Source organism: Polaribacter atrinae (genome assembly GCF_038023995.1).
Taxonomy (GTDB): Bacteria; Bacteroidota; Bacteroidia; order Flavobacteriales; family Flavobacteriaceae; genus Polaribacter; species Polaribacter atrinae.
Map to the genome: position 1 here is coordinate 419,951 of NZ_CP150660.1, position 21,616 is coordinate 441,566.

Below are 21,616 nucleotides of genomic sequence, written 5' to 3' on the forward strand. Positions count from 1 at the left end.
CCCTTCAGGTTTTTAAAACCTGAAGGGGTTATTTTAGTATTCATTTAGATATTTATTTCATAAAATCTTCCCAAGAAATACTTCTGCCTTCATCCAAATCCTTAATTCCTTGTTTAATTTCTTCTTTTTGAGATTGAGTTAATTCATTCCAAAAATCAATTTTTCTGTTTTCTTAGTCATTTTTTAAGATAAAAGTTTTACTTCACCAAAGCCAATTGAATTCGTTTTCTAAAAACATCAACCTCTAAAACTTTTACGAGTATTTGCTGATTTAAAGAAACAATGGCATTTACGTCTTTTACAAAAGTATCTGATAAATTAGAAACGTGAATTAAGCCACTTTCTTTAATTCCGATATCTACAAAACAACCAAAATTGGTAATGTTATTTACAATTCCAGGTAAAGTTTGTCCGCTTATTAAATCTGTAATTGTTTTAATATTTTGATCAAAAGAAAACATTTTTGCTTTTTCTCGTGGATCAACTCCTGGTTTTTCTAATTCCTTAATAATGTCTTCTAACGTAGGTAAACCAATGGTTTCAGAAATATAATTTTTTAAAGAAATCTGTTTAAGAACTTCTTTATTGCCAATAAAATCACTTACTTTCTTTTTGTGGTCTTTCGCCATTTTATCAACTAAAGCATAACTTTCTGGATGCACACCAGAATCATCTAACGGATTTTTAGCATTCTTAATACGTAAAAAACCAGCAGCTTGTTCAAAGGCTTTTCCGCCTAAACGAGGTACTTTTTTTATGGCAGTTCTAGACGTAAAAGAACCGTTTTCGTTTCTATAATTCACTATGTTTTCTGCAATTTTTGGTCCAATTCCAGAAACATAACTCAATAAAGATTCGCTTGCCGTATTGATGTTTACACCAACCGTATTTACACAACTTTCTACAACGGTGTCTAAAGATTTTTTCAATTTAGTTTGATCTACATCATGCTGATATTGGCCAACTCCAATCGATTTTGCATCAATCTTTACCAATTCTGCCAAAGGATCAGCTAATCTTCTTCCGATAGAAACAGCACCACGCACAGTAACATCGTAATTAGGGAATTCATCTCGTGCAATTTTAGAAGCCGAATAAATAGAGGCACCAGCTTCACTCACCACAAAAATTTCAATATCGTTTTTAAACTGAATGTTCTTAACCAATTGTTCGGTTTCTCTTGATGCAGTTCCGTTTCCAATAGCAATGGCTTCAATTTTATAAGTATCCGCCAAAGAGCTAATTTTATGAATAGCTTCTATAGATTGATTTTGTGGTGCATGCGGATAAATGTTTTCATTATGCACTAAATCTCCTTGCTCATTTAAGCAAACCACTTTACAACCCGATCTAAAACCAGGATCGATAGCTAAAATTCGTTTTTCGCCCAAAGGAGCGCCTAATAATAATTGTTTTAAGTTTTTTGCAAAAACGGTAATGGCAGCTTCATTGGCTTTTTCTTTGGCAATAGATAGTGCTTCGTTAGATAAAGATGGAAATAACAAACGTTTATATGCATCTGCAATTGCCAATTCAATTTGTGATGTACATTCGTTTTGAGAACGAATAATTCTCTCTTCCATTTTTTGAAGGGCTCTTTCTTTGTCAATTTCTATTTTAACACGAATAAAACCTTCATTTTCTGCTCTTAAAATGGCTAATAATCTGTGTGATGGAATTCGCATTAAAGATTCGCTCCAATCAAAATAATCTTTAAATTTTTGCGCTTTTTCATCATCCGCTTTAGTTTTAATAATTTTAGATGAAATGGTAGCATGACGTTCTAACTCTCTTCTAATATTATTTCTAATATCTGTGCGTTCATTAATCCATTCTGCAATGATAAAACGCGCCCCTTCTAAAGCGTTATCAATAGTGTCAACTTCCTTGGACGTGTATTTAGAAGCAGTATGTTCTAAATTATTAACACGCTGACTCATCATCATTTTTGCCAACGGTTCTAAACCTTGTATACGTGCCGTTTCTGCTTTGGTTTTACGCTTTTTCTTAAAAGGTAAATACAAATCTTCTAAAGCAATTAAGTTTCTAGAAGTAGTTACTTTTTGTTCTAATTCTGATGTTAAAACATTTTGTTCTTCTAATGCTTTTAGAATGGCTTTTTTTCGCTTTTCTAAAACCTCAAATACTTCTTTAAACTTAACAATTTCTCCTATTTCTACTTCATCTAAATTACCTGTCATTTCCTTTCTATATCTAGAAATAAAAGGGATTGTAGCATCTTCATTTAACAATGAAATAGTGTTTTCTATAGATTTAGAAGAAAGTTGTGTTTGCTGAATTATATATGGAAGTAATTGCATTTTTTTATTTGAGTTTATCAGAAAAAGAAACCTCATAAAAATGAATTTATGAGGATGTAAATATAGTTTTATTTTGTGTTTTGAGAATAAACAAACTGTCACTTCGAGTGAAATTCTTTTTTTGAGAATTTTGTATCGAGAAGTCTTTTTTAAAAAATTACTTTTTCAAAAGCCAATCTTTTTGCGTTGTAATTGGTGTAAATTATTCCACAATATTGGTAACCCAATTTTTTGATTAAAGATTGCATTCCGATGTTTTCTTCATGTGTATCAATCTTTAAACTTTTTATGTTTTGTTCTAATAGTTGTAAATGAAATTCATGAAACATAAATGTAGCCAACCCAAACTTTCTAAATTCCTTTTTAATTGCCATTCTATGAATAACTCCGTAAACTTTCGCTTCATCAATAATCCAATTTCCATCAATAACCTTGTAGGTTGGTTCTGGATTTGTTGTAAACATAGAAGTTGCTAGTATCTGATTTTTATCATTAACAACAACATAGCTTTCGCCTTTTAGAATGTCATTTTCTATTTGTGGTGCATTCGGATATCCGTTTTGCCATTGATCAATATGTAAGGATGCTAAAAGTTCTTTTGCATCATTAATAATGGTCATAATTTCTGAAACGTCATCAATTTTAGAAAGTCTAATTTTCATCAATATAAATTATATCATTTTAAAATCTAACAATAATTCACCATTCACAGAACACTGTAATTGATCTCCTTTAAAGATTTCTCCTTTACCAAGTGCAGGTGTTCCTGTAAAAATTAAATCTCCAGGTTGTAACGTCATATATTTTGATATAAACACAATAATATCAGCAAAATCGTTAATCATATATGCCGTATTACTTTTTTGTTTTTCTTTTCCGTTGATTTTTAAATCGAAATCGATATCCGCTAAATTATAATCGGCAACGGGTTTAAAACTAGAAATTGGTGCAGCACCATCAAAACCTTTGGCAAAATCCCAAGGGTGTTTTGTTTCTCTAGCGTCTTTTAAGATATCTGTAGCCGTATAATCGATACCAACAGCAATTTCAGAAATAAAAGAATTTGCATCTTCTTTTGCAATGTTTTTTCCTTCTTTACCAATCTTAACAACTAGTTCTACTTCGTAAATTAATTCGTTTGTAATACTGCTAGGATATTCAACATCACAATTAACAGCTAAACTAGATTCTGGCTTAGAAAATATAAATTTCTTAGCATTTTTTTTCTCTTCAATATCTTTTAACTCGGTAACGTAGTTGCTTCCAATTCCTAATATTTTCATTTTAAATTTGTTTTAAATGTATAAGGTAAATTTAATAAAAAAATCCACCAAAAAATATATTTTATGATGGATTTATAACTTGTTAAAAAGCTTATTTTAAGCTTCTACTTTTCTGTTTTAGAAAAGTCTACAACCACTTGGTTGTGTAAAATATCTTGAATAGTTTGTCTTTTTCTAATTAAATAATCTTTTCCTTTATGTACCATAACTTCTGCAGGAATATAACGAGAATTGTAGTTAGACGCCATTGAGAAACAATATGCACCAGCATTGTGGAAACATAAAACATCTTCTTCAGAAATTTCTGTAATTCTTCTGTTAGAAGCAAACGTATCTGTTTCACAAATATAACCTACTACAGAGTAATAACGATCTCTTCCTTTTGGGTTAGATATGTTTGTAATATGGTGATAAGAATCGTACATCATTGGTCTTACCAAGTGATTAAAACCAGAATCTACATGAGCAAAAACCGTAGAAGTTGTTTGTTTTACAACATTTACTTTTGCTAAAAAAGAACCTGCTTCAGAAACTAAAAATTTACCAGGTTCAAACATTAAAGTAATGTCTTTACCGTAATCTGCACAAAATTCATTAAATCTTTCTGATAATTGCAAACCTAATTGTTCTATATCTGTAGAGATATCTCCTTCTTTATAAGGAACTTTAAATCCACTTCCAAAATCGATAAAATCGATATTTTCGAATTGTTTAGCTACATCAAATAAAATATCAGACGCACGTAAAAAAGTATCGATATCTAAAATATCAGAACCTGTGTGCATGTGAATTCCGTTGATATTCATTCCCGTATTCTCTACCACACGCTTAATATGAGGTACTTGGTGAATTGAAATTCCGAATTTAGAATCGATATGCCCCACTGAAATTTTAGAATTTCCACCTGCCATAATATGTGGGTTGATACGCACACAAACAGGAATATCTGGATGTTTTTGTCCGAATTGCTCTAAAATAGAAAGGTTATCAATATTAATTTGAACTCCTAATTTAGCTACTTGTTCAATTTCAGATAAAGAAACACCATTTGGCGTATAAATAATATCGTGAGGCTCAATTCCTGTTGTTAAACACAATTGTACTTCTTGATAAGAAACAGTATCTAATCCAGAACCTAAATCTTTAAAGAACTTTAATATATTAATATTAGAAAGTGCTTTTACAGCATAATTTAACTTTAAACTTTTAACACTACTAAAAGCATTTGTTAATCTATTGTATTGAGATTCTATTTTATCTGTATCGTAAACATATAAAGGACTCCCGTATTTATTTGCTAACTTTATTAATTGTGCGTTTTTCACTTTTTTATATTTTATATCAGACGTCAAAAGTAATAAAATTGTTTAGTAAATAATGACTTGTTTAAAAATATAACATATTGTTTTTTTTTGTGATTTTTATACGGATTTTGTTCTTTTTGTTAACTGCTAAGTTGGAAAAATTACAGCTTTATTTCATATAATTTTAATTTGATAAATTGATAAAATTTGAAGAAAAAAAACGTTAAAATACTGTTGATAACTAATTGGCTGTGTTCTTTTATTTTAGCTTGTTTAATGCTATTTTAGCAGAGCTTCAAACCTAACAACAGTAACATATTTCATGAGTCAAGAAACAAAATATACCGAAGATAATATCAGGTCTTTAGACTGGAAAGAGCACATAAGAATGCGTCCAGGAATGTACATTGGTAAACTAGGAGATGGGTCTTCTGCAGACGACGGAATTTACATTCTTGTAAAAGAAGTTTTAGACAACTCTATAGATGAGTATGTTATGGGCGCCGGAAAAACTATTGAAATCTCTATACACGGAAGCAAAGTTATTGTTAGAGATTATGGACGTGGAATTCCTTTAGGTAAAGTGGTAGATGTAGTTTCTAAGATGAATACTGGTGGGAAATACGACTCTAAAGCGTTTAAAAAATCTGTTGGTTTAAACGGTGTTGGTACAAAAGCGGTAAATGCACTTTCGTCATTTTTTAGGGTAGAATCTTCTCGTGATGGAAAATCTGCTTCTGCAGAATTTAGTCAAGGAAACTTAGAAAATCAAGAGTTTTTAGAAGAATCATCTCGTAGAAAAGGAACAAAAGTTTCTTTTATTCCGGATGAAGAAATTTTTAAGAAATACAAATTCAGAAATGAGTATGTAGCAAAAATGTTAAAATATTATGTGTATTTAAACCCAGGTTTAACTATTATTTTTAACGGAGAAAAATTCTTTTCAAAAAACGGACTGAAAGATTTATTGGAAGACAATAACAATGTAGATGATATGTTGTATCCAATAATTCACTTAAAAGGCGATGATATAGAAGTTGCCATAACTCATAGTAAAACACAATATTCAGAAGAATACCATTCTTTTGTAAACGGGCAACATACCACACAAGGTGGTACACACCAATCTGCATTTAGAGAAGCAATTGTAAAAACAGTTAGAGAGTTTTATGGTAAAGCTTTTGAAGCTTCAGATATTCGTAAATCTATTATTTCTGCCGTTGCTATTAAGGTAATGGAACCTGTTTTTGAAAGTCAGACAAAAACAAAATTAGGTTCTACAGATATGGGAGGAGACTTGCCAACTGTAAGAACTTATATTAATGATTTCTTAAAAACAAAACTAGACAATTACCTGCATAGAAATACAGATGTTGCAGATGCATTACACAGAAAAATTGTTCAGGCAGAGAAAGAACGAAAAGAACTTTCTGGAATTAGAAAATTAGCAAAAGACAGAGCAAAAAAATCTAGTTTACATAATAAAAAGTTACGTGATTGCAGAATTCATTTAGGTGATACAAAAAAAGAAGCCTATTTAGAATCTACATTATTTATAACAGAGGGAGATTCAGCTTCTGGTTCTATCACAAAATCTAGAAATGTAAATACACAAGCAGTTTTTAGTTTAAAAGGAAAACCTTTAAACTCTTACGGATTAAGTAAGAAAATTGTGTATGAAAATGAAGAATTCAATTTATTGCAAGCGGCTTTAAATATAGAAGATGGTTTAGAAGATTTACGTTATAATAATATTGTAATTGCAACCGATGCCGATGTAGATGGTATGCATATTCGTTTATTATTGATTACATTTTTCTTGCAATTTTTCCCAGAATTGATAAAAGAAGGGCATTTGTATATTTTAGAAACGCCTTTGTTTAGAGTTCGAAATAAAAAAGAAACGTTTTATTGTTATTCTGATGAAGAAAAACGTGAAGCGATTGAAAAATTAAGAGGAAAACCAGAAATAACTCGATTTAAAGGTTTGGGTGAGATTTCGCCAAATGAGTTTGTTCATTTTATTGGTAATGATATTCGTTTAGATCCAGTAATGCTAGATAAAGAAATGTCTATTGAGCAAATGCTAGAGTTTTATATGGGTAAAAATACTCCGGATAGACAAAAGTTTATTATTGAGAATTTAAAGGTTGAATTGGATACTATAGAAGATGAAGGATGAGAAAAATAAAGACAGTATTTAATATATTATCTATCATTTTTGGAATTATTTTAATTTTTTGGTTTACGCAAATAAACTATTCTGATATATCATTTAAAGAGAATTCATCTGCATATTTAGGGATTTTATCTATGGCAATGATTTCTATCGCGCTTCAAATGATTATCAGGGGAATTAAATTAAAGTAAAAATAGCATTGGTGTTTTTTATTTTTATGAATTGATTACAATGAAAAGTATAAAAAAGAAAGCACAAAAAATGGGTTTAATAAAGGTGAAAGCAAATAGTTAGCAAGTACACCTGCGTTAGGGATTGAACGGTTTGTTTGAGCTCTTTTGAAGAATGAAAAAAGCGAGTAGTGAAAGCCCGACCTTTTTAGGGAACGCCCAAATTATAGAAATACATAGTTAAACGATTACACGATTAAACGTTTTTTTAAATGAGTGAAGATATTAACGAGAACGAACACGAAGAAGAATTAACGATTCCAGAAAATCAATCTGATTCTCTAGATAATCCGACAGAAGCAGTAGAAACCATAACCAAAGTTACAGGGATGTACAAGGAGTGGTTTTTAGATTATGCGAGTTATGTAATTTTAGAAAGAGCGGTTCCGTCATTAGAAGACGGGTTAAAACCTGTGCAGCGTAGAATTATGCATTCTATGAAAGATTTAGACGATGGACGTTACAATAAGGTAGCTAATATTGTTGGTCATACCATGCAATATCACCCACATGGTGATGCATCTATTGCAGACGCTATGGTGCAAATTGGTCAGAAAGAATTGCTGATTGATATGCAAGGAAACTGGGGTAATATTTTAACTGGAGATAGAGCTGCAGCTTCTCGTTATATTGAGGCTCGTTTATCTAAATTTGCCTTGGATGTTGTTTTTAATCCGAAAACGACGGAGTGGAAAATGTCTTATGACGGACGTAGAAAAGAACCGATTGATTTACCTGTAAAGTTTCCGTTATTATTAGCACAAGGAGCAGAGGGGATTGCTGTTGGTTTGTCTACTAAAATACTACCACATAACTTTATTGAATTAATAGACGCTTCTATAAAGTATTTAAAAGGGAGAAGTTTTAAAATTGTTCCTGATTTTTTAACTGGCGGAATTGCCGACTTTAGTCATTATAATGATGGTAAACGTGGAGGAAAAGTACGTGTTCGTGCTAAAATTCATCAGTTAGATAAAAAGACGTTGGTAATTACAGAAATTCCTTTTTCTACAACTACCACCACTTTAATTGATAGTATTTTAAAAGCCAATGATAAAGGTAAAATTAAGATAAAAAAGATAGAAGACAATACAGCTGCAGAAGTAGAGATCTTGGTGCATTTACCACCAAATGTTTCTCCAGATAAGTCTATTGATGCTTTGTATGCTTTTACAAATTGCGAAAGTTCTATATCTCCTTTAGCATGTACTATTGAAGATAATAAGCCTGTTTTTGTAGGTGTTTCTGAAATGCTAAAACACTCTACAGATTTAACGGTAGATTTATTAAAAAAAGAATTAGAAATTCAGTTAAACGAATTAGAAGAGCAGTGGCATTTTTCTTCTTTAGAACGTATTTTTATAGAAAATAGAATCTATCGAGACATAGAGGAAGAAGAAACTTGGGATGGTGTAATTGAGGCGATTGATAAAGGATTAAAACCACATATAAAACATTTAAAACGTGCCATAACTGTAGAAGATATTACACGTTTAACAGAAATAAGAATTAAGAAAATATCTAAGTTTGATATTGACAAAGCACGTCAGTTTATAGAAGGTTTAGAAGAAAAAATAGCTGTAGTTAAAGATCAATTAGCAAATTTAATTGAGTTCGCTATCAATTATTTTAAACGTTTAAAAGATACTTACGGTAAAGGTAAAGAGCGTAAAACAGAAATTAGAATCTTTGATGATATTGTTGCCTCTAAAGTGGCAATGAATAACGCAAAACTATACGTAAATAGAGAAGAAGGATTTATTGGAACTTCACTAAAAAGAGATGAGTTTGTAACAGATTGTTCTGATATTGATGATGTTATTGTCTTTAGAAAAGATGGAGGTATGATGGTGTCTAAGGTAGATTCTAAAACCTTTGTTGGTAAAGATATTATTCATGTTGCAATCTTTAAAAAGAAAGACAAAAGAACCGTTTATAACTTTATGTATAGAGATGGAGCAAGAGGTGCGTCTTATATGAAACGTTTTAACGTTACGTCTGTAACAAGAGATAAAGAATACGATTTAACCAACGGAAATAAAGGGTCTATTGTACATTACTTTACTGCAAACCCTAATGGAGAAGCAGAAGTTGTAACTGTTAATTTACGTGCCGCTGGTAGTGTTAAAAAATTAAAATGGGATATCGATTTTGCAGATTTAGCCGTAAAAGGTAGGGCTGTAAGAGGAAATAGAATTACAAAGTATGCAATTAAATCTGTAGATTTTAAATCTGAAGGAGTATCAACATTAAAGCCTCGTAAAATTTGGTTTGATGATACGGTACAACGTTTAAATGTAGATGAAAGAGGAGAATTATTAGGCGAGTTTAGAGCAGAAGATAAATTATTGATTATTACACAAAGTGGAAAATTAAAAGCGGTAAAACCAAATTTAGCAATGCATTTTGAGGATGATATGATTGTCTTAGAAAAATGGAAACCTAACAAACCAATTTCTGCAATTTATTATGATGGGGAAAAAGAACGCTATTATGTAAAACGTTTTTTAATTGAAACAACAGAAAAAGAAGAAGAATTTATTTCTGATCATGTAAAAAGTCAGTTAGAAATTGTAGCAACAGATTACAGACCTGTAGCAGAAATTCAATTTTCTAAAAGAAGTTTAGAGAATGAGGAAGTCAATTTTGAAGAATTTATTGCTATTAAAGGTATTAAAGCGCAAGGAAATCAGTTAACAACCGATAAAATTAAACAAGTTAATTTATTAGCACCATTGCCTTTTGAAGAACCAGAAGATGAAATTTCTGACGATATGGAGGTTGTTGGTGAAGAAATTGTTGAAGAGGAACTACCAATTGATATTCCTATTCCAGAAACTAAAAAACCTATTTTAGAAGAACTTTCTGCAGAAGAAAAAGCAAAAATTGCCTTGCAAAAATCTATTGCAAGAAAGAAAGCTGAACAGAAAAAAATAGATGATGAAAACCAAACCAAATTATTTTAAGTATTGGTTCTAGTAAATGGTAAAAAGACCAAGATCTATGAAAGTGTAGGTGTCTTTAAATTAAAAATAAAAAACAGCGATAGGAGAGGTTTGTGTGAGGTTTAAGGTGCTATTAATTTTCTTATTTTTCATTGGGACCACTTTTTCTCAATCAGATATATTTTATTTTAAAGATGCTAATAGTAGTTTAACATATAAGAATATTGCTCAGGAAGAATTTAATCCTTTAGAAAAAGAAATTTTAAAGGAAAATCTGATGCCACTTTTTGGTTTAAGATACCTGCTAATAAAACGGGTATAAATTATATTTTTAGAATTATTAGTATGAGGGCCACTAATGCAAAGGCTTATCAAAATTTAAAAGAACTTAAAAAGTTAACAAATCAAAGGTATTCATCTTTTAAGTTTTCTAGACAAACTCCAGTATATATAAAAGTTAGCTCTAATTTTAGTTCCTATTTTCCTGTTGAATTACATACGGAGCAAGAGGCTATTTTTAAAGAAAAAATACAATTACTTATTGATGGTTTTTATTATGGAATTGCTTTTTTACTAATTAGTATCTCGTTTAGTTTTATAATTTTTGATGGTTTACTAAACTTTTTGAATGTTGATCAAGAAAAGATAGAGTTCCTAATTTTGTTGGATTACGTTTTATTAAGCTTTACGTCATTAAAATTTGGAGATAGTTTTCTTTTATTAGATAAGTACTTTCCAAAGGTTAAAAAATATACCTTAGTTTTATTTTTGATAATTGTTTTATTTGTAACCTTATTTTTTATTTTAAAAGTAAATATTCTATATATAATTTTAAATGTTTTAACCCTTCTGTTATTATTGGTGTATTGGTTGTTGGGTGTTTTACTTTTTCGCAAAAACAGGTATACAAAACTCTTTGTTTTTTCTTATGCTATTTCTTTATTTAGTGGGTTAGATTTTTTTGTTTTAAAAAACTTTGGTGTTTCCTTGTTTGATACAACGCCAACCAATTTAAAAATAGGTGGATTTGTACAAATAATAATCCTATCATTTGCTGTACTTTTTAGAGAAAAAGATTTAAGAAAATATAATTTTATTATGAAGAATGAAATTAGAAAGTTCTCTTCAGAAATAAAAAAACGTACAATAGAAGAGGGGAGTTTAAAAGTAGATTTAGACAATCTAAGTTTAAGAGAGAGAGAAATTTTTGACTTAATAGTGTCTAGTAAATCAAATAAAGAAATAGCAAATGAAGTAAATATCTCTGTAAACACAGTTAAATTTCATGTCAAAAACATTTATTTAAAATTAGATATAAAAAACAGAAAACAAGCGCTCTCTATCAAAAAAGTCATAAAACACTAGGTTTTTAAGAAGAACTACCCAAATACTACCCTAATACTACCCATAAATTAATGGAGATTACTTAATATTTATATTACTTTTGGAGTATAGAATTTCTCCCAACTATTTTCAATTATAAAGACCTTCTGTAGAAATACTGAAGGTCTTTCTTTTTATTTCATTTTTTCAAAAAAAGTCATTTCATAATTTGGTAACAAATCTGGATTTGTAATTTTTATAAAATCTTTTAAAACTAAGTCTGGTCTAGTAGCGGCTAATTCATAATAAATGATACCACCTGTTTTTCCTTTCTTAATTGTAGAAGTATAAATTTCATCATTTTTAAAAGCATCAAATTCTGCATAAATTTTATTGCTTTGTAATAATTGTTCTTTACTAGAAAAGTACCCTGGAGAAATCCAATATTCAGCATTTTGACCTTTATCAAAAACGCTTTCAAAGCTTAAAGATAAACTACCTTTTCCTTTTGTTTCTTTCCATAAATAATTAAGGTTTGCGTCATTTATAAATTGTGCAACAAAACTTTCTCCCGATGGTAAGTTCCAAATATCTTTACTCATTATTGCACCAGATAATACAGTTGGCTTCTTGGTAGCTTTTAAGGCTATTTTTTTAGCATCTAAGTAATTAGTTTCAATTACCTTAAAAATACTGTCAGCTTGTTTCTCTTTATTAAATAAAACGCCAAAGAATTTAATCCACTCAGCTCTTCCTAAAGGAGTTTCTTCTAACCAATCTCCATTGTAAATTACGCTTATTCCAGCTTTTTGTACAGTTGTCAGGCTTTTATCTGCAGAAGAAACACTATAACCAACTACTAATTCTGGCTGTAAGTCTAGTAATATTTCTGTGTTTAAAGAGCTTTCTTTTCCTATTTCTTTTATTTTTCCTGCATCTATTAACTGTCTTGTTTTTTCTGATGATACATATCTAGCATACGGAAAACCTATAATTGAATTTTCTTCGTTTAACAACTCTACCATTGGAATGTGGGTTGTAGAAGTAACGACAATTTTTTGAATAGGAGTATAGATGGTGTTTTCTAAAGTAGCTTCTTTTTCTGCTGCATCTTTAATAATATATTCAGAAACCTCTTTAGAGTTTTGATAAGCAGATTTTATAATTAACTTTTTAATACCATTTTCATTAATCATATCAAATCCTTTAGCGTATGTAATACTACTTACTGCTTGTGAGGTTTTATCTACCTTTTCAACTTCTTTTTTACAAGAAATAGCAATCAAAAGAAAAAATAAAACAGGAATTAAATTTATATTTTTCATTATGAATATACTTGGTTTTCTTGTTCTTGAACTCTAATAAAAGTGGTTCTTTTAGTTAATTCTTTTAATCTGCTTGCGCCCACATAGGTACAAGTAGATCTAATTCCACCTAAAATATCTATAATGGTATCGTCTACATTTCCTCTGTAAGGAACTTCAACAGTTTTTCCTTCAGAAGCTCTGTAGTTTGCAACACCTCCCACATGTTTATTCATGGCAGTTGTAGAACTCATTCCGTAAAAAGCTTTAAATTTTTTTCCATTTTTTTCAATTAATTCGCCACCACTTTCTTCATGACCAGCCAACATACCGCCTAACATTACAAAATCTGCACTACCACCAAAAGCTTTAGAAAGGTCTCCTGGAATTTTACAACCTCCATCAGAAATAATTTGTCCTCCCATACCGTGAGCAGCATCTGCGCATTCTATAATCGCAGAAAGTTGCGGATAACCAACTCCGGTTTTTACACGAGTTGTACAAACCGATCCCGGACCAATCCCTACTTTTATAATATCAGCGCCAGCTAAAAGAAGTTCCTCTACCATTTCACCTGTTACCACATTCCCTGCAATAATTACTTTGTTTGGGTGGTTTTTACGCATTTTCTGAACAAAATTTACAAAATACTCAGAATAACCATTGGCAACATCAACACAAATAAAATTTATTTGCGGAAATTCGGATAAAATTTGTTTCACTTTTGCAGAATCTTCTTTTCCTGTTCCCGTGCTAACGGCAATATTCTTTAAGACCTTTTCATCAGCATTTGCTGCAAATAGTCTCCATTCGTCTAAGGAGTAATGTTTATGAATTGCAGTAAAAAGACCGTGTTTTGCAAGTGATTTTGCCATTTCAAAAGTCCCCACTGTATCCATGTTTGCAGCCATTATAGGAATCCCTTTCCATACAATATCACTGTGTAAAAAAGTAAACTCTCTTTCTAAGGTTACTTGTGATCGAGATTTTAATGTAGATCGTTTTGGGCGAATCATTACATCTTTAAAACCTAATTTTAATTCATTTTCTATTCTCATTTCTATCAAAATTATCAATCCTTAAAGGTATAAAATTTGGAAACGAATTAATTAGATTGTTCATAAGAATGCATATATATTTGCATCGATTTTGTTTTTGATGTGAAAATCATTTACATCGAATTAAAAGGGAATCTGGTTAAAAACCAGAGCTGTTCCCGCAACTGTAAGTTTTACTAAATTTATTTTAGTCCCTCTTTAGAGGATGTTATTAATTCTTTTACCACTGACATTTTTTTGTTGGGAAGGTATAATAATATAAAAACGAGCCAGGAAACCTGCCATAAATCACGAGTTTAAAACTTTCGGGATAAAGGTTTATGTACTAATACTATTTTGTACACAAATTTACCTGATTTATTTAGATTCCTTTTTTACATAAGGAATTACACACTATTGTAGTCTTGCAAATGCAAGAAGACTTAAATTAAATCATTAAAAATGAAAAAACAATTATTAATTGTTGGTGTTTTGGCATGTAGTTTTGCTAGCACAAATCTTTTTGCACAAAAAAAAGAATTGCAAAAAGAAAAGGTAGAAACTTTAGATGAAGTTGTTGTTACAGCTACAAAGTTTAATCTAAAAAAAGAGAATACAGGTAAAGTAATTCAGAAAATTACTCAAAAAGAATTGCAGCAAAATGCAGGTAAGAATGTTATTGAAATTCTTAACAATGTTGTAGGTATTGATGTTAGAGGAGTAAATTCTAATGCATCAGAACCAAGAAGTATTAATATTAGAGGAGGAAGAAATAGACAGGTTTTAGTTTTAATTGATGGTGTACCTGTTACAGATCAGTCTGCTATTAACCAACAATTTGATTTACGATTATTAGCAGTAAGTCAAATAGAATCTATTGAAATTTTAAAAGGAGCTTCATCTACATTGTACGGTTCTGGAGCTGCAACTGCAGTTATTAACGTGGTTTTAAAGAAAGCATCTGAAGATAAAATTTCAGGATCTTTTGAAACAAGTTTTGGAACAAATAATACTGCAAATGTTACAGGAAGTGGTTTTTCTGATAACAACCAAAATGTAAGTTTAAATGGTACTTTAGGGAAACTAAATTTCTTAGGTTCTTTTAGTATTACTGGAACAGACGGAATGTCTGCTGCAAAGAGTAATACGAATGCTGTTTATGAAAACGATAGTTTTTACAGTAAAAATGCGTTGGTAAAATTAGGGTATGCTGTAAATGATAAATTATCGATTGAGACTTTCTTAAATTATGATAATTTTGATTATGATTTTGATACAGGTGCTTTTTCTGATAGCGATGTAAATACAGGAGATCAAGAGCAGTTTAGAGTTGGTTTAAAACCAAAATACACCTATAATAAGGGGGAAGTTTATTTATTAGCTTCTGCAAATGTGGTAGAAAGAAATTTAAAACAATTTAATTCTTATGGTGGTACTTTAGACAGCTATGAATTTGTTGGTAGAAGTGTAAATTTAGATTTAGTAAATAGATATGATTTTAAAGACGCTAAAATTCAATTAATTACAGGTTTAAATTACCAAATTCATAGTAATAATACGGTAACTCCTTTTGCAGAAATTAAAAAAGGAATTGCAAATTTTAATACTGTAGATCCTTATGCAAGTGTGGTTTATATTTCTGATTTTGGCTTAAGTGCAAATGTAGGTGGACGATTAAATATTCATAATGTTTATGGTAATCATGCGGTGTATGATGGAAATCTTGCATATTTAGCTTTTAAAAACGAGAGTGCTTCTTTAAAGTTATTAACTTCTTATAGTACTGCTTTTATTACGCCAAGTTTGTATCAATTATATGATGGGTTTTATGGTAATTTAGACTTAAAACCAGAATCTAATGAAACTTTTGAAGCAGGATTTGAAGTAAATTATAGAGATTTTATTCAGTTTGATGCAGTTTACTTTAACAGAGTAGAAGAAGATGCAATTATTTATGATAACGCTACTAGTAAATATGGTAATGGTTCTTCTGATGCTAATGGATTTGAAGTAAATACGCATATTACTCCTGTTGATTTTTTAACTATTAACGCGTCTTATACGTATGTTGATAAAGATAAAACAGAAGATTTTAACGATTATATTCCTGCAAATAAATTTGTTGCTGGTTTAGATTTTAATGTATTAAAAAATGCATTTTTAAATATTACTTATAAAAATGTAGGAGATAGAAGTATTTATGATAGATATGGTTCTTTTGGAACTGCAGGAGAAGATGTTTCTTTAGCAAGTTATCAAGTATTAGATTTTGCTGCTAATTATAAATTATTAGAAGACACTGTAACCTTATTCGGAGGTGTTTCAAATATTTTAAATGAAGATTACGATGATATTTTAGGTTTTTCTACACGTGGTAGAAATGTTAAATTAGGTGTAAGACTTCAGTTTTAAAAAGGGAATTTTGTTGTAAAGAAAAAGTAAAAAGACCATCTGTTTAGATGGTCTTTTTTTATAATAATTTTTTCACTTCATTTTTAATAATACTGATAACAGTATCTGTTGGAGGTAATGTTTTAGAATAATCAATAATAACATTTTCACGCAATTCGTTCGCTGTTTTTACTGTTTCTGCAACTTGTCTTAATTTATTTATAATGGTGTTTTTTGTTGCTACAACTGCAGTCCAAGAATCGTCTGTAATATACATTTGTTGTACTAAATTATGTTCAAATTCTTGATCTATATTGGCAATCAATAATTGTAAATAATCTTGAGTATCTTCTGTAATTGGTTTAATTCTTACCAACATTTTAACAGGATTAATACGTTCACAAAACAACAACATTCTTTCGTAAGCTTGTAGTTTTATAGGTAAAGCTTCTTTTTTTCTTTGAGATAATAGCGCTATTTTTTCATTAGAATTTTGCTTTAGCAGAAGTTTGTTAAAAATATAATAAGTAACAAAACCGCTAACTGCAGCAGGTAAAATATAAGAAATACTTTCTATTAAATTATCTTCCATAAATTAGATCAATTTTAAAGTGTACAAATATAAGACTCCTAAAAAGATAGCAATACCAAAACTTAATAAAGTGCCAATTAAAATATATTCGGTTAATTTTCTGTCTTTTGATGAAGTTAAATCTCCGAATCTAAAAACAGATTTTGCTGCTAATAAAAAACCAATTGCTTCCCAATGATTGGTAATTACAAAGGTAAAAACAAACAAACGTTCTAAAATTCCAATATAACGTCCTGCTTTTGCCAATGAATCGTCATTTTCTTTTTTACTCTCAGGATTCCATTGTGTAATGATTATTTTAATGATAATTGCAGAAACAAAAATAACTAGTAGTAAAAAGGTAATCAGTAATAAAATTTTATCTGTAATTAAGTTTTCTGCTGATAATGAAATATCTACATACAAAGAAGTTGCAATGACTAAAAATAGCAGATGTAGCATTTGATCTACAAAAAACCAAACACGTTTTGTTTTCTTTTTTTGAAGGTATAATTTTAGAACATCAATAAAATAATGAGAAACTACAATAAGCAGAAATCCCAACCAATGTTCTTTTAAATTAAATTGAAGTACAAGTAATAAAAATAAGACATAAATACCTATGTGGTAATACAGTTTTACCGACTTCACCTTTTTTTCTTCTTTATTTTTAACCCATTTTTCTGGTTGAAAAACAAAATCACCTAAAATATGTGCTAATAAAAATTTTAAAAATAAAAACATTTTATTGGAGTGTTTTCTGATGAATTAATTTTTTAAAGCGTTTCTCTAGCTTCATAATAGGTTCAAATCCTGCGCGTTTTTGTCTTTCGCTAACTCTTCCTTGAGTAATTCCTAAAATAGCTGCAATTTCATTTTGTGTACTGTTTTCTGATTCTAACGAAATTTTAAACACTTCTGCAGAATTTTTTGTCCAAGAATCCATAGTTAATAAAGCCAAATCAAAAGCAATATTTAACTCTGCATCAATTTCTTGCCAAGGTGTTTTAATTGCCATAGTTTGTTTCTTTAAATAGGTGTCAAATGCATAGCCAGAATTTATAAAAGCTTCTCCGTTAGATGCTGTAATTTCGGGCACATTAAATTCTTTTTCTCCAATTCCAATTCCTATTCTTACATCAATATCTACTGTAGATTTTAAATGAGCCTTTAACTTTAAAGCTGCATAAAGTGCATTCTCACATTTTTCTATTTCTAATTGAAAACTATCTCCTCTGTATATCTGCCAATATTTTGGAGAGTCACCAAAAGTACTTAACGCCTCTTTTAGCGTTTCTAACCAAAAATTATCATCCTTTTTTCTAGAATTGATGATGTCGCCTGTTAAAATACTAGTCATTTGTAAATCTTAATTTTTAGCTAATATATCAATTATTAAGCTAAATAACAATATTATCTGCCTGTAAGCAGATATTTTAAATTATCTGTCTATAGGCAGATAGTTGTGTTTATCTGCTCTTAAGCAGATATGCTTAGGTTTTCTTATGTAAAAATTGTGAATAAATAGTATTCATCTTCTTTTATAGAAACGAATAGTTTGGTTAATTTCACGCTTTCAAATTCCTTTAAAATAAACCATTGAGCACATATTTAGATTCTTTAAACGAACCACAGAGACAGGCTGTCTTACAGAAAGACGGACCCATGATTATTATTGCTGGTGCGGGTTCTGGTAAAACACGTGTATTAACCTACAGAATTGCCCATTTAATGAAGCAAGGCGTAGATTCATTTAACATTTTATCACTTACATTTACCAACAAAGCTGCCAAAGAAATGAAGGCAAGAATTGCCGGAGTGGTAGGTAATAGTGAATCTAGAAATTTATGGATGGGGACTTTTCACTCTGTTTTTGCTAGAATTTTACGTACCGAAGCAGATAAATTAGGTTTTCCAACCAATTTTACAATTTACGATTCGCAAGATTCTGTTCGGTTAATATCAGCAATTATTAAGGAGAAAAATTTAAATAGAGAACAATACAAACCAAAACAGATTTTAGGTAGAATTTCTTCTTTTAAAAACAGTTTAATTACGGTTAAAGCGTATTTTAATAATCCAGATTTGCAAGAAGCAGATTTGCATGCAAGTAGACCCGAAGTGGGGAATATCTATAGAACGTATGTAGATAGATGTTTTAAGGCAGGTGCAATGGATTTTGATGATTTATTGTTAAGAACCAACGAGTTATTAGCACGTTTTCCAGAAACGTTGGCAAAATATCAAGATCGTTTTAGATATATTATGGTAGATGAGTATCAAGATACAAATCACTCTCAATATATTATTGTTAGGGCTTTGGCAGACAAATTTGGAAACATTTGTGTGGTTGGAGACGATTCTCAGAGTATCTATAGTTTTAGGGGCGCAAATATTCAGAATATATTAAATTTCCAGAAGGATTATCCGGATGTTAAAACCTTTAAATTAGAACAGAATTACCGCTCTACAAGTAATATTGTAAACGCTGCAAACTCTGTAATCGAAAAAAATAAAACAAAATTAGACAAAGAAGTTTGGACTTCTAATGATCCTGGAGATGCCATAAATGTAATGCGTACAATTTCTGATGGTGAAGAAGGTCGTTTTGTGGCACAATCTATTTGGGAAAACCAAATGAATCATCAATTAACTCCAGATGATTTTTGTGTTTTATATAGAACAAATTCGCAATCAAGGGCTATTGAAGATGCGTTGCGTAAAAAAGGAATTGACTATAAAATCTATGGTGGAATTTCCTTTTATCAAAGAAAAGAAATTAAAGATATTTTATCTTATTTACGTATTTTAATCAACCCGAATGATGAAGAAGCGTTAAAGAGAATTATCAATTATCCTGCTCGTGGAATTGGTGCAACAACTATAGACCGGTTAACAATAGCTGCAAATCATTATAAAAAATCAATTTTTGATGTTATAAAATACATTGATAAAATAGATTTAAAAATAAATACCGGAACTAAAAATAAGCTTCGTAATTTTATGAATATGATGCAAAGTTTGCAAATAGAATCGCAAACAAAAAATGCATTCGAAATTGCAGAAACGGTTGTAAAAAAGGCACAATTAATAAAAGATTTAGAAAAAGACGGAACGCCAGAAGCGGTTAGTAAAGTAGAAAACGTTCAAGAACTTTTAAACGGAATTAAAGATTTTATTACTGATAAAATAGAAGAAGGAGGTGATACTTCTTTAACTACTTTTTTAGAAGATGTGGCTTTGGCTACAGATTTTGATGCTAAAAAAGATGATGACAAACCGTCGGTTTCTTTAATGACCATTCACCAATCTAAAGGGCTAGAGTATATGTATGTGTACATAGTTGGTTTAGAAGAAAGCTTATTTCCTTCTGCAATGAGTATGAATACTCGAAGTGAATTAGAAGAGGAGCGAAGGTTGTTTTACGTAGCTATAACAAGGGCAGAAAAAGTAGCCTATTTAAGTTATGCACAAACCCGTTATAGATGGGGAAAATTGGTTGACGCAGAACCGAGTAGGTTTTTAGAGGAAATAGATGATCAGTATCTAAATTATATTACTCCAAAAAGTACCAACCCTGCAATTAATAATTTTGTAGATAAGAGTATTTTTGATGATGCACCAAAAGGAATCCGTTTTCAAAAACCAATTCAGCGTAAAAAAATGGAGCGTGATTTGGTTAAAAAGAAAGAAATTATCATTCCTAAAAATCTAAAAAAGGTCTCTCAAACAACTGCAAAAGCTAATCTATTTGATGGTAATATTGTTGTTGGTAATTTTGTAGAGCATAATAGATTTGGTACAGGAGAAGTAATTGCTCTAGAAGGAAATGGCCCAAATAAAAAGGCAGAAATTAAATTTGGTACTGTCGGAAAGAAGAAATTATTGCTTCAATTTGCCAAGTTAAAAGTGATTGGTTAAAAATCATTCATAAAAACTAAAAATAAATTGTTATTTTGCAACGTTAAATAACTACAAACTATAATTTGTCAGTTCTAGTGTTTTCTTTTGATTAAAAGGATAAAGGAAAATGTATCGAGAACACTTCTCAAAAATATAAAAATGACATTCGATTTAGAATACAATTCAGAAAGACCGTTAATGATAATACCAGAATACGGCAGACATATACAGAAATTAGTAGACCATTGTTTGGCTTTAGAAACTAAAGATGAACGCGATAAAATGGCAAAAGCAATTGTAGATGTTATGGGTAATTTACAACCACATTTACGTGACGTTCCAGATTTTAAGCACAAACTTTGGGATCAGTTATTTATTATGGCAGATTTTAAATTAGATGTAGAGTCTCCATATCCGCAGCCATCTAAAGAAGAATTACAAGAAAAACCAGAAGGATTAGCGTATCCAAAATCAGCGTCTAGATATCGTTATTATGGTAACAATATTCAAACAATGATAGATATTGCTTTAAGCTGGGAAGAAGGCGAGAAAAAAGAAGCTTTGGTATTTACCATTGCAAATCACATGAAAAAGTGTTATTTAAATTGGAATAAAGATACTGTAGATGATGCTGTTATTTTTAAGCACTTATTCGATTTATCTGACGGTAAGTTAGATTTAAGAAATACAGAAGAGGAACTTTCTGAAAGTAAAAACTTATTAAGAAAGCCACGTACACAAGGGCAAGGTACAAGTACAACTAAAGGTACTTACAAGAAACCACAACACAGTAATCAAAATAAAAATAGAAAAAGATATTAGTAT

The 21,616-nt window shown here is 30.1% G+C and carries 15 protein-coding genes and 1 riboswitch; of the genes, 6 read left to right on the forward strand and 9 right to left on the reverse strand.

What is annotated here, in order from left to right; translation table 11 throughout:
• Window positions 1-197: 197 nt before the first annotated feature.
• The 4 genes from WG945_RS01925 to lysA form a co-directional block, all read right to left on the reverse strand.
• Window positions 198-2,321 carry a Tex family protein gene (locus WG945_RS01925; RefSeq protein WP_082864314.1) on the reverse strand — a complete coding sequence of 708 codons (2,124 nt, stop codon included), beginning with the start codon at window positions 2,319-2,321 and terminating at the stop codon, window positions 198-200.
• Between the two features lie 149 nt (window positions 2,322-2,470).
• Window positions 2,471-2,983 carry a GNAT family N-acetyltransferase gene (locus WG945_RS01930; protein WP_068452474.1) on the reverse strand — a complete coding sequence of 171 codons (513 nt, stop codon included), beginning with the start codon at window positions 2,981-2,983 and terminating at the stop codon, window positions 2,471-2,473.
• Between the two features lie 9 nt (window positions 2,984-2,992).
• Window positions 2,993-3,604, reverse strand: coding sequence for a fumarylacetoacetate hydrolase family protein (locus tag WG945_RS01935; RefSeq protein WP_068452477.1), 612 nt, complete (start codon window positions 3,602-3,604; stop codon window positions 2,993-2,995).
• A gap of 104 nt (window positions 3,605-3,708) precedes the next feature.
• On the reverse strand, window positions 3,709-4,929 hold the full coding sequence (gene lysA / locus WG945_RS01940; RefSeq protein ID WP_068452992.1) for a diaminopimelate decarboxylase: 1,221 nt from the start codon (window positions 4,927-4,929) through the stop codon (window positions 3,709-3,711).
• A 301-nt stretch (window positions 4,930-5,230) separates the two neighbouring features.
• Here lysA and WG945_RS01945 point away from each other — a divergent pair, with 301 nt between their 5' ends.
• From WG945_RS01945 to WG945_RS01955, 3 genes are all read left to right on the forward strand, one after another.
• On the forward strand, window positions 5,231-7,090 hold the full coding sequence (locus WG945_RS01945; protein WP_068452480.1) for a DNA topoisomerase IV subunit B: 1,860 nt from the start codon (window positions 5,231-5,233) through the stop codon (window positions 7,088-7,090).
• A 439-nt stretch (window positions 7,091-7,529) separates the two neighbouring features.
• Entirely contained in the window at window positions 7,530-10,283 is a 2,754-nt protein-coding gene (locus WG945_RS01950; protein WP_068452486.1) for a DNA gyrase/topoisomerase IV subunit A, read from the forward strand.
• Between the two features lie 324 nt (window positions 10,284-10,607).
• The gene (locus WG945_RS01955; RefSeq protein WP_068452493.1) at window positions 10,608-11,627 is read left to right on the forward strand and encodes a response regulator transcription factor; all 1,020 of its coding nucleotides are present in this window, start codon (window positions 10,608-10,610) and stop codon (window positions 11,625-11,627) included.
• 152 nt (window positions 11,628-11,779) lie between these two features.
• On the opposite strand, the gene WG945_RS01960 is transcribed toward WG945_RS01955, so the two are convergent.
• Window positions 11,780-12,910 (reverse strand): ABC transporter substrate-binding protein, encoded by a 1,131-nt coding sequence (locus WG945_RS01960; RefSeq protein ID WP_068452495.1) that lies wholly within the window; start codon window positions 12,908-12,910, stop codon window positions 11,780-11,782.
• Window positions 12,910-13,947, reverse strand: coding sequence for a GMP reductase (locus WG945_RS01965; RefSeq protein WP_068452497.1), 1,038 nt, complete (start codon window positions 13,945-13,947; stop codon window positions 12,910-12,912). The genes WG945_RS01960 and WG945_RS01965 overlap by 1 nt, the downstream gene beginning before the upstream one ends.
• A 75-nt stretch (window positions 13,948-14,022) precedes the next feature.
• Window positions 14,023-14,247: riboswitch (cobalamin riboswitch) on the forward strand.
• A 141-nt stretch (window positions 14,248-14,388) separates the two neighbouring features.
• Between WG945_RS01965 and WG945_RS01970 the strand changes: the two genes are divergently transcribed.
• Window positions 14,389-16,338, forward strand: a complete 1,950-nt coding sequence (locus WG945_RS01970; RefSeq protein ID WP_068452500.1) for a TonB-dependent receptor plug domain-containing protein — start codon at window positions 14,389-14,391, stop codon at window positions 16,336-16,338.
• 58 nt (window positions 16,339-16,396) lie between these two features.
• On the opposite strand, the gene WG945_RS01975 is transcribed toward WG945_RS01970, so the two are convergent.
• From WG945_RS01975 to WG945_RS01985, 3 genes are read right to left on the reverse strand one after another with little or no spacing between them, the layout of a single operon-like run.
• A complete protein-coding gene (locus tag WG945_RS01975; protein ID WP_068452502.1) occupies window positions 16,397-16,909 on the reverse strand; it encodes a hypothetical protein in 513 nt (170 codons plus the stop codon).
• Between the two features lie 3 nt (window positions 16,910-16,912).
• A complete protein-coding gene (locus tag WG945_RS01980) occupies window positions 16,913-17,632 on the reverse strand; it encodes a DUF3307 domain-containing protein (protein ID WP_068452505.1) in 720 nt (239 codons plus the stop codon).
• Between the two features lies 1 nt (window position 17,633).
• Complete coding sequence (locus WG945_RS01985; RefSeq protein ID WP_068452508.1) at window positions 17,634-18,248, reverse strand: sigma factor-like helix-turn-helix DNA-binding protein; 615 nt, start codon at window positions 18,246-18,248, stop codon at window positions 17,634-17,636.
• Between the two features lie 239 nt (window positions 18,249-18,487).
• Between WG945_RS01985 and WG945_RS01990 the strand changes: the two genes are divergently transcribed.
• Together WG945_RS01990 and WG945_RS01995 are read left to right on the forward strand one after the other, a co-directional pair.
• A complete protein-coding gene (locus tag WG945_RS01990; protein WP_068452511.1) occupies window positions 18,488-20,809 on the forward strand; it encodes an ATP-dependent helicase in 2,322 nt (773 codons plus the stop codon).
• Window positions 20,810-20,950: 141 nt separating this feature from the next.
• On the forward strand, window positions 20,951-21,613 hold the full coding sequence (locus tag WG945_RS01995; RefSeq protein WP_068452517.1) for a DUF4290 domain-containing protein: 663 nt from the start codon (window positions 20,951-20,953) through the stop codon (window positions 21,611-21,613).
• The last annotated feature ends 3 nt before the right edge of the window (window positions 21,614-21,616 follow it).

Bases quoted from the DNA above. Each gene is read 5' to 3' on its own strand.
- WG945_RS01985 (WP_068452508.1), bottom strand. From the start codon at position 18,248: ATGACTAGTATTTTAACAGGCGACATCATCAATTCTAGAAAAAAGGAT.
- WG945_RS01930 (WP_068452474.1), bottom strand. From the start codon at position 2,983: ATGAAAATTAGACTTTCTAAAATTGATGACGTTTCAGAAATTATGACC.
- WG945_RS01995 (WP_068452517.1), top strand. From the start codon at position 20,951: ATGACATTCGATTTAGAATACAATTCAGAAAGACCGTTAATGATAATA.
- WG945_RS01970 (WP_068452500.1), top strand. From the start codon at position 14,389: ATGAAAAAACAATTATTAATTGTTGGTGTTTTGGCATGTAGTTTTGCT.
- WG945_RS01960 (WP_068452495.1), bottom strand. From the start codon at position 12,910: ATGAAAAATATAAATTTAATTCCTGTTTTATTTTTTCTTTTGATTGCT.
- WG945_RS01965 (WP_068452497.1), bottom strand. From the start codon at position 13,947: ATGAGAATAGAAAATGAATTAAAATTAGGTTTTAAAGATGTAATGATT.
- WG945_RS01950 (WP_068452486.1), top strand. From the start codon at position 7,530: ATGAGTGAAGATATTAACGAGAACGAACACGAAGAAGAATTAACGATT.
- WG945_RS01955 (WP_068452493.1), top strand. From the start codon at position 10,608: ATGAGGGCCACTAATGCAAAGGCTTATCAAAATTTAAAAGAACTTAAA.
- WG945_RS01925 (WP_082864314.1), bottom strand. From the start codon at position 2,321: ATGCAATTACTTCCATATATAATTCAGCAAACACAACTTTCTTCTAAA.
- WG945_RS01980 (WP_068452505.1), bottom strand. From the start codon at position 17,632: ATGTTTTTATTTTTAAAATTTTTATTAGCACATATTTTAGGTGATTTT.
- WG945_RS01945 (WP_068452480.1), top strand. From the start codon at position 5,231: ATGAGTCAAGAAACAAAATATACCGAAGATAATATCAGGTCTTTAGAC.
- WG945_RS01935 (WP_068452477.1), bottom strand. From the start codon at position 3,604: ATGAAAATATTAGGAATTGGAAGCAACTACGTTACCGAGTTAAAAGAT.
- WG945_RS01975 (WP_068452502.1), bottom strand. From the start codon at position 16,909: ATGGAAGATAATTTAATAGAAAGTATTTCTTATATTTTACCTGCTGCA.